This window comes from Clostridium sp. ETTB3 (genome assembly GCF_053571985.1).
Genome location: NZ_CP199832.1, coordinates 777,407 through 792,513, shown reverse-complemented (window position 1 = coordinate 792,513; position 15,107 = coordinate 777,407). Strand labels below are relative to the sequence as shown.

The window sequence follows — 15,107 nt, the reverse complement described above, 5'->3', positions numbered from 1 at the left end:
ATCAATATAGGAGATATAAAATTATGTTTTTCAACAGAAAAAATACTAATTTATTTTTTAAATTTACACTTTTATTCCTTTTCTTATTTTTACTTAAGATTATTCCTTTTAATACTGGCTTTGAAGATTCTATTTATTATTTAAACAATATATATTTTCCAATTTCTTCACATTTTAAATTAAATAAAGATAATAAATTAAAATTTAAGAGTTCATCTTCTCGTCTTAATGATACTCTTAATAAATATAAATCACACTTAAACTTTATAAATTCTCATAACAAAGCTATTAAAGCTAAAAATGACTTTATTAAACTAAGTGATGAAGAAATATCTTCATATTCCATGCTAAGTTATAATGAAAAAATTTCACTTCTTAACAATACGAACTATTCTTTAGAAGATCGAATTCATATTTTTTTAGGAAGTGATTTAGAAAATTTCAGCTTAGTTTATTATAATATATCAACAAAAGAAAAAGTTAGTATTAATGAAAATAAAGAATTTAAACCTGCAAGCACTTATAAACTTGGATTAAATGCCTTAATATATAATTTATCTTTAAATGGTAAATTAAATCTTAATGATACTATAACTTTCGAAAATTGTGATTATGAAGATGGTACTGGTTTACTTTGTTCTAAGTCTTCAATTGGAACATATACAATTCAAGAATTACTTGATTTATCAATTATATATTCTGATAATATAGCATCAAATATGCTTACAAGATATTTATGTGGACGTGATGAAGTAAAAAAAGAACTCTATTCATTATTAAATATAAATTATCCATATTCTAAAAGTACTATAACTGCTGATATTGAATATAGAATTTTAATGTATATTTATGATAATAAAAATTTACCTGAATTTAATCATCTAATAGAAGTTTTAACTAAAACTGAATTTCATGATAGACTTGATAAATATATTCCACAAGAAATAGTTGCTCATAAAATAGGTAGTAATGAATCTTACATCCATGATGTAGGAATAATTTTTAGTGATAGTCCTTATATTTTAGTTATTTATACAAATGGACTAGCCTATCCAGATGAAAAAATAGCTCAAATTTCAAAAGCTATTTATAATAATTATAATTAAATTTACAAACTAATTCGAAAATCATCTATTAATAAGGAATTATTTATTGTATAATTTTTCTATATAAACTATAAATTAACTTTAATTGAGGTGATATACAATGAGTAACAAAAAGAAAAAGAAACTTTCTGTAGCAGAACAAAAAGCCGAAAAATATATATACTACGGTACTATAATTGGCTTAATTTTAGGAGTTATCTTAGGCTTTATTGGATTTATTTTAACAGACAATATGTTTTGGATTGCACTATCTCCATTAATTCTTTTATTTGTTGGATTAGGAATAGGAGCTATCTTAGGCAAAAACAAAAACTTAAACACTAATAAAAAAGTGGTAAAAAAACAACCTCATAAAAATAAATAGGGTATAGTCCTTTTAGTGTTGAATAACTCTAAAAGGCATGTCCTTATTTATTTTTATTATTTTATAATTTACTTATCTTTTATATCTTCACTATTATTTTCTTCTTTATAAATACTTTTGCTTATTATTCCTTCATTAATAAATTTACTTTCTTTTTTCTCATTAATATTCTTAAGTCCTTTAAACTTTAACATTACTGTATCATATCCACCACACAATATTAAAACTACTACTAATGCATTAATGAATAATCTATAATAACATTCAACATTATTCCACACACATCCTGTTGCAACTCTTTCTATTGATAAATGAGCTATTGCTAATATTAATGTGTATATTTTAGTTGGTATCTTTTTAATAAGTGGAAAATCCTTAGTTATAAATACTATTAATTCTACTGCTATTAATGTTCCTGTAAATGAAGCTAAAAAGTCAGTAGTTAGAAAATCAGTTATCTCCATTTTATTAATCCCCTCCTTTCCCCAATCCCCTACTAAATAATAAATGCAACTAATATTATTTATGTTACTTAAATTTTGTTTGATTTATTTTCAAAAAATATCATCTGACCTTTAAATCAGATGATATTTTTACTTTATTTTATATTTTACCTTTAGATATCAAATCTTTTATTATATTCTTTGGCTTAAATCCAGTTAAACGATGTATAAATTGTCCATCCTTTAATAAAACTAATGTTGGAATAGATTTAATATTAAAATAACTTGTTAAGAATTTAGAATTATCTACATTAATTTTTACAATTTTAATATTTCCCTCTTCATTATTAATTTCTTCTAATAATGGAGAAAGCATTTTACATGGTCCACACCATTCTGCATAAAAATCCACTAAAACTAAACCATCTTTCACTTCATTTATAAAATTTGATTCATCTATAACTTTCATTTTTATTCACCTCTATTCTGGATTTACTATTTATCCTTAATTAATTATATTCATTTAACCAATTAATGTTAATTAAGTTATTTTTATGAACTAATACTATTAAAAATTAAAGCAATACTAAAAAGTACTGCTTTAATTTTTTATCACTTATATAGTTTTAATCCATTCACATGCTAATTTAAACCAACTAGCTACATGAGTATTTATATGTTCACTTGCATCTTTCCTTGCTGTAACTTCTTCACATAATCCTAACCCATGTACACCATTTGGATAAATGTGCAATTCAAACTCAATCTTATTTGCAGCTAAAGCATTTGAAAATAACAATGAATTTTGAACTGGAACTGTTCCATCATCAAAAGTATGCCATAAGAATGTCTTTGGCGTTTTATTAGATACTAACTTTTCTAAAGAAAGCTCTTCCCTTCTTATTTCACCTTCCTTTTCCCCTAATAAATTATCAAATGATCCTCTATGTGCAAATTCTCTACTTGATATAACAGGATAACATAATATCATTGCATTTGGCTTAATTTCATTATTTTTTAATTCTAGTGATTCTTTAATTATTTCATTATCCCATAATACACCTAAACTTCCTGCCAAGTGACCACCAGCAGAAAAACCACAAACTATAACCCTTTTAGTATCAACATTCCACTCCTCTTCTTTTTCACGCACATATCTAACTGTTTCAGCTAACTCCAATAATGATGCTGGATACCTTACTGGTGCTATACTATATCTTATCACTATAGCATTAAATCCTTGTGCCACAAATTTTAATGCTATTGGCTCTGCTTCCCTATCAGATGTAAATTCATATCCACCACCTGGACAAATTATAATTGTTTCTCTTTTTTTATTTAAATTTATTTCTTTACTATTTGCAGGTATATATGCACTTATAACTGCATCACTATTTTTTAACCTTTTACTAATATCTCTTATTTTTAATTTCTCATATATCATTTCTCTACTCCTTAAATACACCTTTTAATATATATTTTATTTTAATTACTTTATATATACAATATAAAATATTAGTTCAAAATTACCTTGATTTATTAGAATTTAATAAACTACCCTATTTTTCCCCGAATTTTTAGCCTCATATAATGATTTATCTGCTAATGATATATTTTCCTCTAATGTCATCTTGTTAAGATTAAAATTTTTAACTCCAATACTACTAGTAACTTTAATCAATTTATTATTTACATTAATATTTAACTCTTCAATATTGCGCCTTATTCTTTCAATTATATCTTTATAATTATTAATTTCATCTTTAATTATTGCAATAAACTCTTCACCGCCATATCTTCCAAGTATATCTTCATTACTAATTGATTTTCTTATGACATTAGATACTTCCTTTAATACTTTATCACCTGCAATATGACCATAAATATCATTTACTTTTTTAAAATTATCTATATCAATCATAGCAATATAATATTTTTCTTTATTAAAATCTAAATTTTGTTTTAATAAATTTATATTTTCTATTACCTTACCTCTATTAAAAATCCCTGTTAATGAATCATAATTTGAGTTATATTTTAATTTTTTATATAAAAAATAATTTTCTAAAGCAATTGCAATATATGTTGATAACATTTTTAATGTTGTTAAATCTTTTAAATCATATGAATTTTTTTCATAACATTGAAGCGATAACGCACCTTTAACCTTATCCTTTATTATCATTGGTACAACCATTAATGAATTAGCTTTATTTTTCTTTAAATTAATTTCCCCTAAATATTTATCATAATTTTTAATATATTTATATCCATCTTTCTTTATATCATTAATAATTAAATCTTTCTTATGCTTAATACTATAAATAACAAATTTATTTTCATATAGATTTACATTATCCAAATCAATTATTTTACCCTCTTTAATTGCACCCTGATATTGAAATGCTTCTCTTTTTTCATTATAAGTTAATATTTCTATAGAATCACACCTTATAACTCTCATTATTTCTTTAGAAATAACATTAAAAATATTATCTTCATTAAGGTTTAACATTATTTTTTGTCCTATCTCATATATAAGCTTATTTTGCTCATATAACACCTTATAGTTTTTATTAGCATCTAAAATATTTAAATTTACTTTTAATTGTTTAATTTGTTCTAATACTTCTATTGCTTCCTTATACCTTTCAATAGATATATATATACTTGCTAACTTTTTTTTAAGTATTATTAATAATTCTAAATCATTAAGCTCTTCTGCTAATTTTATTCCCTTAATTATTAATTGAATAGATTCCAAATATTTATGTTTTATATCTTCATTTTCCATACCCTTAGAAATAATATATGATTGATTACTTTTTAACCTTTTAAACTTATTTTTTAAATCACTATATTTTGTAATCATATATTTAATACCTCATTATTATCTAGTGAACTACTACTTATTTATTGCTACTTTCTTAATATCAATATATCAATCATATTATACCATATATATCTATTTAATAAATTTATTTACATAATAATTAAAAGGATGTCGCATTAAGACTAAATACAAACAATATATTGTGTATAAAAGTTTTAGTACGACATTTCCTTAATCAATTATATTGTCATTAATGATTATTTACTAATATTACTTATATTTCTATTTCATTTTCATCTAATTTTCCTTCATCACTAGTTAACATTTCTATAGGTAATGTTGATTTAAAAATTACTTCTTCCTTTACAACCTCAAATAATACTAATGATGGATATGATATTTCTAATAAATATTACAATAACATATAAATCAATCTATTCCTCATAAATTTTTATTTATATTTTTAATTCTATTCAAAGTATAAATATTTATAATACAAATAAAATAAAATTAAATTTACCTTATTTTAAATCAAATATGATATAATTGATATTATTTATATAAATTAAACTAACGACGAGGTACTATTAATGAAAAATTTGAAAATTTATTTTACATCAGACCTTCATGGATATGTTTATCCAACTGATTATGTAGAAAGAAATGAAAAAAATATTGGTTTGCTTAATATAATTAATCATTTCAATAAAGATGGAAATACATTAATAATCGATGGTGGAGACACTATTCAAGGTTCACCTTTTACAAATTATTTAAGCAATTCAGAATTTGATGTGCATCCATTAGCAACTATTATGAATGCTGGAGGATATGATTTTATAACTCTTGGTAATCATGACTTTAACTATGGAAAGGAATATTTAAAGAAGTACTTAAATAATTTAAATGCTACTTGTCTTTGTGCTAATGTTGTAGATAAAACTAATGAATTACCTATTTTTCCTTACAAGATAAAAACAATGGAAAATGGATTAAAAGTAGGTATAATTGGATTTACTACTGACTTTATAAATAGATGGGAGCGTCCTGAAAATATAAAAGATATAGATATCACTGATACTTTTGACTCAGTAAAAAAATATTATGAAACTGTAAAAGAACAATGTGATATCCTTGTAGGTGTTTACCATGGTGGATTTGAATATGATTTAGAATCTCACAAACAATTAAGCACTACAAAAGAAAATATTGCTTATAAAATATGTAAGGAATTTGATTTTGATATACTTCTTACAGGTCATCAACACCTTCCGATAGCTAATAAAAATCTTCACGGAACTCACATAGTTCAAACTCCACATAATGGAAGTAAATTTTTAGAATTAAATCTTACTATAAATGATGATTGCAAAGTTGAAATAAATTCATCATTAAAGGATTTAGAATTAAATCCTAATAAAGAAATGTATGATAAATTCTTACCATTAGAAGATAAGATTCAAGAATGGTTAGATACTCCTGTTGGTGTTTTAGATACTAAACTTCAGCCTACAACTCATTTAGATATGGCTTTAAATGGTTCAAATTTAGCTAACTTTATAAATCAAATTCAACTTGAAAGTAGCAATGCAGATATATCTTGTACTACCTTTGCAAATGTAATAAAAGGATTTAGTAAAAATGTTACTGTAAGAGATATTTTATCTACTTATCCATATCCAAATACATTAGCTGTTCTTGAAGTTAATAAAAATATATTAAAATTAGCATTAGAAAGAGCTGCTAGCTACTTTGAAAATAATAATGGAAATGTAACAGTATCTGAAAGATTCTTAAAACCTAAAGTTGAACATTATAATTATGATTACTTCTCAAATATAAACTATACTTTTGACTTAACTAAAGAAGTTGGAAATAGAGTTACTTCTATTAAATTTAATGGTGAAGAATTATCTGAAGATAAAAACTTAACTATAGTTATGAATAACTATAGAGCTAGTGGTGCTGGTGGTTATGAATGCTATGAAAATTGTAAGGTTGTTAAGGAAATATTAATTGAAATGCCTGAAATAATTATTAATTATTTTAAAAACAATCCTAAAGTTGTTGTAGATACAGCTAGATACTACAAAACTATATCTTAACCAAAATACTGTATTAACTCTTAGTATTTTAAAAAGTTAATATTTTAATATAAAACTTTAAACTCCAACCAATATAAAAAAGTTTGGTTGGGGTTTTTATTATGACTTTGGTTAAGCTAAGTCTTTTTATAAATAAAAAGAGAATCGGACGCATCCGATTCCCTTAGGTGTAGTCCGCAGACATTCACCGCTATTCGATATATATATTTTACTATATATCATATAAATATGTACTACAATTATGATTTGATATAGTTTTTTAATAAATTTAACTTTGGACGTGTGTTTGTATAGATAATTCTACTATATACATTAGCTGGAACACTTGGTTTAAAGTTATTTAAACCTAATTTTAAACGAATATTTCTATCTAGTCTATTCCACTCATATCCTTTAAAAAGATCTTTAAGTAAGAATTCACCACTTTGTAAATTAGTTAATTCATTTAGTGCTTTTTCATTAAAAGTTTCATATTAAGCCACCTTTTATACATGATTATTAACAATGTTGTTTATAATCATATTATATTAAATATAAATATAAATATATAAATCAAATAAAAGAATTATTAATACAAATTTGATAATAGTCTGATTATTTTATTAAATATTATATTTTATCCCTAACTTATATGAATTCATATTTATAACTGCTTTTTAGATATCATATAATTCTACATAAGCACTCTAATAACTTTATTTGATAGCATTTTTACATTTATACTCCTAAAAACATAATTTAAAAAAAGGAGGATTTAAGTTCTAATCCCCCTTTTCTTATATATTAGTATTAAAAATGATTTTCATACTATATATTTTATTTATCCTAACCTCTAGCAAGTTTAGTTCTTATTTTAGTTGAAATTATTTCTACAAATAATACTAAAATTATTAATCCACAAAGAATAGCACCAACTTCATCCCAATTAAATGCATTCATTGCAAATATTAATGGAGCACCTATTCCCCCTGCACCAACTAGTCCTAATATAGAAGCATCCTTTATATTTATTTCAAATCTATATATAACTGTAGAAACGAAATCTGTAAATAACTGTGGTAATATTCCATATCTTATTTTTTCAAAAGTACTACATCCTGCAGCATCTAGAGATTCTAATATTTTAGTATCTAAATCTTCTATTGATTCAATAAATAATTTAGATATCATACCTATAGATATTACTGATACTGTAAGAACCCCTGCAAAAGCGCCAGGTCCAGTTACACGAATAAACATTAATCCATAAACGAATGCTGGGAATGTTCTAAGTGCTGCTATAATAAATAATCCTATAACACTTATCCACTTAGGCATTATGTTAGTAGAAGATAAAAATGCTAACGGAACTGCTAATACTGCTCCAATTAAAGTACCTATTAAAGCTATACAAATAGTTTCTAATAATAATGCCGGAACTTCAGTTAATAGCATTTTTACATCAGGATGTATAATTCCTGATAATACATTCTTTGCAATATCAACTCCATTTGATTTAATTCCACTAAAATTAATTCCCTTTGAAGCCCATACTATTAAAAGTAATATAAATAATACAGTTAGGGATTTACTTATCCATGTATTTGGTTGTTTTTCTAATTGTTTTTTTATTGATATTTCCATACTACCCTAACCTTTCTCTTATATATTTACTTCCATTTTCTATAATTAAGACTGTGATGAATAGCATAACAAGAATCATACCAACTCTATCATACTCTCTCCAACCAATCTTTTCATTTAATATAAGACCTATACCACCAGCTCCTACATATCCAAGTATTGCTGCTGCTCTTACATTTATCTCTAAGCTATAAAGACAAATTGATAAATATGAAGGCATTATTTGTGGCATTATTGCTCCAACAAAGGCCTTTACTCTTGTAGCTCCAACAGCTTCCATAGCTTCAAAAGACCCCATATCAACAGTTTCAATTTTTTCATATAACATTTTAGCTACTATACCAAAAGTAAATATTGATATTGCCACAGTTCCTGCAAAAGTACCTAATCCAAAAATATAAGTTGATATTAAGGCAATAATTAATGTTGGTAATGTTCTTGTAATACTCATTATAACTCTAACTAAATTTAAAACAACCTTAGATTTATTAATATTAACAGAGCATAACATAGCAAAAGGAATTGCTATAAAGCTTCCAATTAAAGAACCTAAAACAGATATTTTTACAGTTTCTATAAGTGGTGCAACAACTGTTTTCATATAGTTTAAATCAGGTGGAAACATATCCTTTAATATTACAAAGAACTGATTTCCCCTCTTCATTATTGTTTCAAAATTAAATCCTGTTATATTTCCTGCAACTATTAAAGCTAATATCAATCCAATTATTACAAAAGGTGTAACTGAAGTTTTAGGTTGAATTTCTTTACCATTATTTAAAACTATCTTTTCAGGCTTAAATATATTTTTTATTGTTCCTAACATAATTAAGCCCCCATTACTTCATCAGCAGCTAATTCACGGCCATATATTTGCTTTAATACTTCACTATCTACTTTTGTAGCTGGTCCATCATATACTATTTCTCCTGCCTTTATTCCAATAACTCTATCAGCATATTTTAATGCTAAATCTACATGATGAATATTAATTAATACTGACATATTTAATTCTTTATTAATCTTTTTGAAATCATCCATAACTTGCTTTGCTGTTATTGGATCAAGTGCTGCAACAGGTTCATCTGCAAGAATTATTTCTGGTTTTTGTGCTAATGTTCTAGCTAAAGCAACTCTTTGTTGTTGGCCTCCAGAAAGTTGATCCGCTCTAACATAAGCTTTATCCAATATTCCTACCTTATCTAATGCTTCTAATGCTATAACTTTATCTTCTTTAGAATATAATCCTATTATAGATTTCCATAATGGCATATCTGGTACTCTTGAAGTTAATACATTATTTATTACTGTAGTTCTAGTTACTAGATTAAAAGATTGGAATACCATTCCTACCTTACGCCTAAACTTTCTTAAATCTTTTCCTGATAAATCATTTACTTCTTGTCCATTTACAGTTAATGATCCTTCACTAATATCATGCATCCTATTAATAGTTCTTAATAATGTAGATTTACCAGCTCCTGATAAACCTATTATTGCTACAAACTCACCTTGCTTTATTTCAAGTGATACATTTTTTAGTGCATGTAATCCATTTGAATAAACCTTATTTACATTATCAAACTTAATCACAAGTTTCCCTCACATTCTAACTTTATCTTTTTTATGAATATTTTGTATATTTGACCTTTATATGCAAAAGGAGTCCATGCCTAACATGAACTCATCTTTATAACTAATAAAATAAAAAATATTTTATTTTAAAATTATTGCATAGACTTAATTAATTCTTGTGCTTTTCTTTCTGCATCATAATCAGAATTGTTTCCAATTTCATATCCCTTATGACTATATATTGAAATAATTTTTAGTCCTTCTTCTGTATTTCCTATGTTAATGAAAGCTTGTTGTATAGCTTTCTTTAATTCAGGAGTCATTGATGAATCTTTAGTAACAGATATTGTATCATTATAAACACCGTCTGTTACACCAATAACATTTGTTTCATCCCATATAGAAGCTGTTCTTCCAAAATTAGAATTCCATTGTTCAGCATAGTCTAAACGAGCATCAGCATAAGTTACCATTACATCGATTTGACCACTTGCTAATTGAGATAATGATGTTGCATAGTTATCTAAAGCAACTTTGTTCTTAAGGTCTGTTATTGATATTCCGAAGTTTTCTTTTAACCAAAGGCTTGGATAAATATATCCTGCTGGTGAAGTTGTGTTTGATGAAATTCCCCATGTAGCATTTTGAATATCTTCTAAAGTTAACTTTTCACCATTATTAATTTTTGCAGCTAACTCTTGCCCTTTTTCACTTGGACCAGCAATTATTAATGATCTGTAGTATTTAACTTTCTTATCTGTATTTTCTGTTGGAGAAGTATTCCAATCAGCAGGATTTTCTGAATCATGATTTAATCCAAATCTAGTTGCTGTTAATGCAACATCTACACCATCATCATATAATACGTAAGTTCCTCCTGGAATAAATCCAACTTGAGCTGTTCCTGAAGATAATGCTTCACCAACTGCTTCAAAACTTGTACCAACCTCAATTTTTACTTTTTCAAAATCATATCCTAATTTTGATAATTCCGCCTTTAACATTTCTGATAATGGCTTAGTTGCTTCTAAGATCTCTGCTGGGTCTCTTGATGGTACAAAGTATACAACTAATTCATCATTAGATGCTGATTTTGAACCGCATCCAACTAACATTGACATACTTAGTACTAAAACTGAAAGTAATGCTAAAAATTTTTTCATTTGTCCTCTCCATCCTTAAATTTTTTATCCTATTTTTCACTTATGTATTATAACATAATATTCAACATTTTTATATATTTTTTTTGATTTTTTTCATATTTGTGTATACTTTTTATTTAATTGTATATATTATATTTTTCCCATACATCCGCTTGAAACTTTTTATTTTTTACCATAAATTTTAATTTTTGTACAACTATTATAAATTATAGGAAAATTAAAACTTTATAAATTATATATAAAAAAGAGCAATAAAAAATCTGAGGGCACTGAAAAAGTGTCTTTCGGAATAAAAGACCTAAAAAATTTTTTTAAGACAATTTTTTAGGTCTTTTATGTTATACTTAACTTATAAGATGAGAATATTAAAAATACTTTACCAGCTAAAAATACAATTGATAATTTAGATACTGAAATTAAATATTGTCAGGACTTAGTTAAAGCTATAGAAAAGAATGATGTTATTGCAGCTTATCCAAAGGTTAGGGAAAAATTAAATATGTTAAATGAAACATTAGAAGATGATATTCACCATATTCAAGCTTGCGCTGATGCGGATGCAAGAATTGGTCATAAGTCTGTTGACACATCTTTCTTTGGTTATAAAACACATATTGCAATGACAGAAGAAAGAATAATAACTGCTGCAACTATTACTACTGGAGAAAAAAACGATGGTAAAGAATTAGAAACATTAATCACTAAAAGTCAGAAGGCCGGAATAAAAGTTAAAACAATAATTGGTGATTCTGCTTATTCAGAAAAGGGTAATATTGAGTTTGCAAATAGAAATAATATAAAACTTGTATCAAAGTTAAATCCTTCTGTAACGCAAGGATTTAGAAAAAAAGAAGATGAGTTCCAATTCAATAAAGCTGCTGGAATGTATGTATGTAAAGAGGGACATATGGCGATTCGTAAATCACGACAGGGCAAAAAGAATGTATCTACAAACCAAACAGATACTTATTATTTTGATATAAAAAAATGTAAAATTTATCCACAAAAAGAAGGTTGTTATAAAGACGGAGATAAAAGTAAAACTTATTCAGTTACTATAAAAAGTGATATACATAAATCGCAGATAGCTTTTCAAGAAAGCGAATATTTTAAAGAAAAGTCTAAAGAGCGTTATAAAATAGAAGCAAAAAATAGTGAGTTAAAACATAGACATGGATATGATAAAGCATCATCTTCTGGTCTAATTGGCATGGAAATTCAAGGGGCATTAGCAATATTTAAAGTAAATATTAAAAGAATATTGAAGATATTAGGATAGAAATATCCTAGTTATTATATAAATAACTAAATAAAAATAGTTAATGAAACTAAAAGCTTCAGCTTCATTAACTATTTTTTACTTTGTAGATAACCGCACTTGAAAAACATTAAGTTTTTCAGTGCCCTCGAAAATCTATGGCTCTTTTTTAGTGCTTTTATATTAGCACTAAATTACGATTGTATCATTATGATATTACTTAGTAACAGCTAATAGCTTTTCAACTACTTCAATATCTGCTGGAATCCATTTTTGTGATGCTAACTGTTCTAATGAAACCCACTTTGCATCATTATGAGCATTTAAGCTTAATGTACCTCCGCATATTTCACAAATAAAGCAATGCATTATTAAATGAAAGCTAGGATAATCATACTCTACAGTAGTTAGATAGTTTAGATTAGTAATATCTAATTCTAACTCTTCTTTTATTTCTCTTATTAATGCCTCTTCCTGAGTTTCCCCTACTTCTACTTTTCCTCCTGGAAATTCCCACATATCAATAAATTCCCCATAGCTTCTTTTAGTGATAAATATTTTATCATCCTTTTTTATTATTGCTGCAACTACTTCTATTGTCTTCATTTGTTCTTACCTTTCCATATTACTCATAACTTTAAGATGAGTTTTATTGACCAAAAATATCTTCAAGTTTTATTTTTAAATCATCAAATACAACACTATTATAAACTTCATTATTTTCAAACACCTTAGGTGTTCCATAATGTCCATTAATTAATCTATATTGTGTTATTGATCCGCTTGGTTCAACAATATTATATTCTAACACTCCAAATTTTTTATATATTCTAGCTTTTATAAAATAATCATTATCAGAATACTTTTCAGATACCACTTCAAAAATAATCTTAGGAGTTTATATGAAACTTTTTCCTAAAGTTTTAGCATCCTCACACATCACAAAAACATCTGGTAAAAAATTATACTGTTCACTTTCATTTTTAAATATAACTTCTATTTGTTCTGCAAAAGGCTCACATTTACTTCCCTCTAAATATATATCTAATTTCGTTAATATTTTTCTAACAACTCTATTATGTTGTCTAGATGTTCTTGAACTAAATAAAATTTCTCCATTTAAATATTCACATACACCATCATACTTACTTTGAATTTCTTCAAATTGCTCTAATGTAATAAATACATTTCTTATTGGCTCCATTACTTGTACTCCTTCTGATAAACTCTCAAATTATAAAAACTATAATAATTATATCATATAAGCTAATTTCATATTATTAATTTTAGCCTTTTTATTTTTTTCTTATTGTAAATATAAAAAACCTAAAGATATAATCCTTATTTATTATTATGTAAAAAAACATGCGGGGTTAATCCATATTTCGTATTAACCCTGCATGTCTTTTTTTATCTTACTATATTCTTTAATTTTTCATCTAATTCTTCTTCAGATAAGTCTTTTATTTTATCAATATCATAATAGAAATTTGCATATCTAAATTTACTTGCTCTATCAATACCAAAAGCATTTGATAAATCCTCTAAGAAATCTATTTCAGTATTTTCATACTCTCCTTCCTTTATCTTCAACTTATATTATACCTGTTTTTACTTTTAAAATCTTCTAAATATATTTTTTAGAAAACTTCCACTCTAATTATATTTCTACAAGCATTCTTTTCTTACATTTACTTATACTATACCATTCACAATTTCCACATATATCGTCCATAATTTCCTTAGTAATATGACTCTTTATGTACCTTATTAAAGATTCATATTCATATATTTTTTCTTCTAACTCAAAATATTTTATTACTTTATTATCAATAATATTAACAGTATCTGATTTGCATATATTATTTTCAGATAAATTAGGGCACTTACTACATATATCATCTTCTGAAAATATCAACTGTACTTGTACTTTTTCATTTTTTATTGATTTAACTATTTCAGTCATATTTTCGACAAACTCTCTACTATATCCTTTTCCGCTATATCCTTGAGTACATAACAAATGATGTGGTCTAAGCTTTATCATAACTAATGATTCCTCTTATTGATTTATGATTTCTTAACATGGAACCAATTATAGTTGCTAATACGGCTTTAATTACACCTACTAAAATAAATGGTAATACGCATACTAAAAAAGCATTATACATATTTGAGCTTGTTACTAATGAAAATTGAATAGCTCCCAGTAGGTAGTTAGGAATTGAAGCTAATATCATTGCTAAAAAAATCAAAATTTTGTTGTCTGTTCTTTCAGAAATTAACCCTATAATAAAACTCATAATTGGAAAAGATAAAATAAAACCTCCTGTTGGTCCTACTATTGCACCAATTCCTGCTGAAAATCCCGAAAATACCGGTAATCCAATTGCGCCCATTAATACATAAACCAATATTGATATAAATCCTTTTTTACTACCTAAAAGTATTCCTGCTAAAGAAACAGCAAATGTTTGTAATGTTAATGGTACTCCCCCTGGTAAAGGTATTGAAATTTGTGCAAGTATTGCTGTTATTGTTGCAAATATACCACAATATACAATATCTAAAGTTTTTCTTTTCATAACAATTCTCCTTAACTTTAAATTGTTAACTATTTTAAATATTTTGGTTTAC

General features: G+C 25.5%; 15 protein-coding genes and 3 pseudogenes. 4 read left to right on the top strand and 14 right to left on the bottom strand.

Going from position 1 to position 15,107, the window contains the following annotated elements; translation table 11 throughout:
- Positions 1–23: 23 nt before the first annotated feature.
- Together ACUN06_RS03905 and ACUN06_RS03900 are read left to right on the top strand one after the other, a co-directional pair.
- On the top strand, positions 24–1,106 hold the full coding sequence (locus ACUN06_RS03905) for a serine hydrolase (RefSeq protein WP_449390119.1): 1,083 nt from the start codon (positions 24–26) through the stop codon (positions 1,104–1,106).
- Between the two features lie 100 nt (positions 1,107–1,206).
- Positions 1,207–1,470, top strand: a complete 264-nt coding sequence (locus ACUN06_RS03900) for a hypothetical protein (protein WP_291732524.1) — start codon at positions 1,207–1,209, stop codon at positions 1,468–1,470.
- Positions 1,471–1,538: 68 nt separating this feature from the next.
- On the opposite strand, the gene ACUN06_RS03895 is transcribed toward ACUN06_RS03900, so the two are convergent.
- The 4 genes from ACUN06_RS03895 to ACUN06_RS03880 all read right to left on the bottom strand — a co-directional run bounded on the left by ACUN06_RS03895 (position 1,539) and on the right by ACUN06_RS03880 (position 4,785).
- A complete protein-coding gene (locus ACUN06_RS03895) occupies positions 1,539–1,934 on the bottom strand; it encodes a hypothetical protein (protein WP_291732522.1) in 396 nt (131 codons plus the stop codon).
- 139 nt (positions 1,935–2,073) lie between these two features.
- On the bottom strand, positions 2,074–2,382 hold the full coding sequence (gene trxA, locus ACUN06_RS03890) for a thioredoxin (protein ID WP_291732520.1): 309 nt from the start codon (positions 2,380–2,382) through the stop codon (positions 2,074–2,076).
- Between the two features lie 147 nt (positions 2,383–2,529).
- The gene (locus ACUN06_RS03885) at positions 2,530–3,357 is read right to left on the bottom strand and encodes an alpha/beta hydrolase (RefSeq protein WP_291732518.1); all 828 of its coding nucleotides are present in this window, start codon (positions 3,355–3,357) and stop codon (positions 2,530–2,532) included.
- Positions 3,358–3,459: 102 nt separating this feature from the next.
- Positions 3,460–4,785, bottom strand: coding sequence for a sensor domain-containing diguanylate cyclase (locus tag ACUN06_RS03880; RefSeq protein WP_449390118.1), 1,326 nt, complete (start codon positions 4,783–4,785; stop codon positions 3,460–3,462).
- 551 nt (positions 4,786–5,336) lie between these two features.
- Between ACUN06_RS03880 and ACUN06_RS03875 the strand changes: the two genes are divergently transcribed.
- The gene (locus ACUN06_RS03875; protein ID WP_294127288.1) at positions 5,337–6,851 is read left to right on the top strand and encodes a bifunctional metallophosphatase/5'-nucleotidase; all 1,515 of its coding nucleotides are present in this window, start codon (positions 5,337–5,339) and stop codon (positions 6,849–6,851) included.
- A gap of 239 nt (positions 6,852–7,090) precedes the next feature.
- On the opposite strand, the pseudogene ACUN06_RS03870 reads toward ACUN06_RS03875, so the two are convergent.
- The 5 genes and pseudogenes from ACUN06_RS03870 to ACUN06_RS03850 all read right to left on the bottom strand — a co-directional run.
- Positions 7,091–7,297, bottom strand: a pseudogene (locus ACUN06_RS03870) (DUF1413 domain-containing protein); the annotation flags it as partial.
- 379 nt (positions 7,298–7,676) lie between these two features.
- Positions 7,677–8,474 (bottom strand): phosphonate ABC transporter, permease protein PhnE, encoded by a 798-nt coding sequence (gene phnE / locus ACUN06_RS03865; RefSeq protein WP_291732513.1) that lies wholly within the window; start codon positions 8,472–8,474, stop codon positions 7,677–7,679.
- A 1-nt stretch (position 8,475) separates the two neighbouring features.
- Positions 8,476–9,300 carry a phosphonate ABC transporter, permease protein PhnE gene (gene phnE / locus ACUN06_RS03860; RefSeq protein WP_294369876.1) on the bottom strand — a complete coding sequence of 275 codons (825 nt, stop codon included), beginning with the start codon at positions 9,298–9,300 and terminating at the stop codon, positions 8,476–8,478.
- Between the two features lie 2 nt (positions 9,301–9,302).
- Positions 9,303–10,067 (bottom strand): phosphonate ABC transporter ATP-binding protein, encoded by a 765-nt coding sequence (gene phnC, locus ACUN06_RS03855; protein ID WP_291732508.1) that lies wholly within the window; start codon positions 10,065–10,067, stop codon positions 9,303–9,305.
- Between the two features lie 134 nt (positions 10,068–10,201).
- A complete protein-coding gene (locus ACUN06_RS03850) occupies positions 10,202–11,212 on the bottom strand; it encodes a phosphate/phosphite/phosphonate ABC transporter substrate-binding protein (protein WP_291732506.1) in 1,011 nt (336 codons plus the stop codon).
- Between the two features lie 355 nt (positions 11,213–11,567).
- On the opposite strand from ACUN06_RS03850, the pseudogene ACUN06_RS03845 reads away from it, so the two are divergent.
- Positions 11,568–12,491: pseudogene (locus tag ACUN06_RS03845) on the top strand (transposase); the annotation flags it as partial.
- Positions 12,492–12,686: 195 nt separating this feature from the next.
- Here ACUN06_RS03845 and mutT read toward each other — a convergent pair.
- From mutT to ACUN06_RS03820, 5 genes and pseudogenes are all read right to left on the bottom strand, one after another.
- Positions 12,687–13,076 (bottom strand): 8-oxo-dGTP diphosphatase MutT, encoded by a 390-nt coding sequence (gene mutT, locus ACUN06_RS03840; protein ID WP_291734765.1) that lies wholly within the window; start codon positions 13,074–13,076, stop codon positions 12,687–12,689.
- A 43-nt stretch (positions 13,077–13,119) separates the two neighbouring features.
- A pseudogene (locus tag ACUN06_RS03835) lies at positions 13,120–13,674 on the bottom strand (Uma2 family endonuclease).
- A 206-nt stretch (positions 13,675–13,880) separates the two neighbouring features.
- Positions 13,881–14,063, bottom strand: a complete 183-nt coding sequence (locus ACUN06_RS03830) for a hypothetical protein (protein ID WP_294160868.1) — start codon at positions 14,061–14,063, stop codon at positions 13,881–13,883.
- Positions 14,064–14,130: 67 nt separating this feature from the next.
- Positions 14,131–14,517, bottom strand: a complete 387-nt coding sequence (locus ACUN06_RS03825; RefSeq protein ID WP_291734761.1) for a DUF1284 domain-containing protein — start codon at positions 14,515–14,517, stop codon at positions 14,131–14,133.
- Positions 14,504–15,055 carry a biotin transporter BioY gene (locus ACUN06_RS03820; RefSeq protein ID WP_449390117.1) on the bottom strand — a complete coding sequence of 184 codons (552 nt, stop codon included), beginning with the start codon at positions 15,053–15,055 and terminating at the stop codon, positions 14,504–14,506. The genes ACUN06_RS03825 and ACUN06_RS03820 overlap by 14 nt, the downstream gene beginning before the upstream one ends.
- Positions 15,056–15,107 lie beyond the last annotated feature (52 nt).